General features: G+C 66.4%; 1 protein-coding gene. It reads left to right on the plus strand.

What is annotated here, in order from left to right; translation table 11 throughout:
- Nucleotides 1–92 precede the first annotated feature (92 nt).
- Nucleotides 93–1,226: an IS630 family transposase gene (locus AB0I51_RS48405; RefSeq protein ID WP_362985927.1), complete on the plus strand. Its 1,134-nt coding sequence runs from the start codon at nt 93–95 to the stop codon at nt 1,224–1,226.
- Nucleotides 1,227–1,237: the final 11 nt, after the last annotated feature.

Here is a 1,237-nt window from a genome sequence, read left to right on the forward strand (position 1 = left end):
CTAGTGCCGCATCAAGCAACGTTGGCCCTGTTGTGATGTGACGCGCCGTGCCGATGCTGTGCCGGGCGGCGCGTGTCCGACACCCTGTCCGAGTGGCAGAGCGAGTACGCGTCCGAGAGATCGACGATGACGAGGGGCGGCGGCTTCTGCGGATCATCCGCAGGGGGACCGGGTCGGTGGTGACCTGGCGCCGGGCCCAGATGGTCCTGCTCTCCGCGCAGGGCATGCCGGCAGCGAAGATCGCCGAGGTGTCGTTCACCAGCGACGACCGGGTCCGCGATGTGATCCACAACTTCAACACCGACGGCTTCGACTCCCTCTACCCGAAGTACAAGGGCGGTCGTCCGAAGACGTTCACGCTGCCCGAGCGCCGCGAGATCAAGAAGATCGCCAAGTCCAGGCCCACCGAGCACGACCTGCCGTTCTCGACCTGGAGTCTGGCCAAGCTGGCGGACTTCCTGGTCGCCGAGGGGGTGGTCGACGACATCAGCCACGAGGGCCTGCGCATCCTGCTCCGCGAGGAGGGCGTCTCCTTTCAACGCCTGAAAACCTGGAAGACCTCCCGCGACCCCGACTACGCCGCCAAGAAGGCCCGCGTCGAGCACCTCTACGCAATCGCCGACGGCGAGGTCACACCCGAGGACGGCGAACCCGAAGCCGTCTTCTGCATGGACGAGTTCGGTCCGCTCAACCTGATGCCGCACCCCGGACGGCAATGGGCCGAACGCGGCGGCAGGCACAAAGACCCTGCGCGCGAACCGCGCCGCAGACGCCGGGCCACCTACAACCGCTACGGCGGAGTACGGCACCTGTTCGCCGCCCTGGACCTGGCCAAGGACAAGCTCTACGGCCACATCAAGCCGGTCAAGAGGCGGACGCAGTTCCTGGAATTCTGCCGCTACCTGCGCACTCTCTACCCGCCGGACACCCGCATTGCGATCGTCTGCGACAACTTCTCCCCGCACCTGACCACGAAACGCTGCCAGCGGGTCGGAACCTGGGCCGCGGACAACAACGTCGAGATCGCCTACACGCCGACGAACTCCTCCTGGCTGAACCGGATCGAGGCCCAGTTCACCGCCCTGCGGTACTTCACCCTCGACGGCACCGACCACGCCTCCCACAAGGAACAGGGCAGCATGATCCGCCGCTACATCATCTGGCGAAACCGCCATGCCGACGACCGGCGCCTACGCGCGGTCGTCGACAGGGCCAACGTTGCTTGATGCGGCACTAG

This window comes from Streptomyces sp. NPDC050549 (assembly GCF_040655035.1).
In the GTDB taxonomy this organism is placed as follows: Bacteria; Actinomycetota; Actinomycetes; order Streptomycetales; family Streptomycetaceae; genus Streptomyces.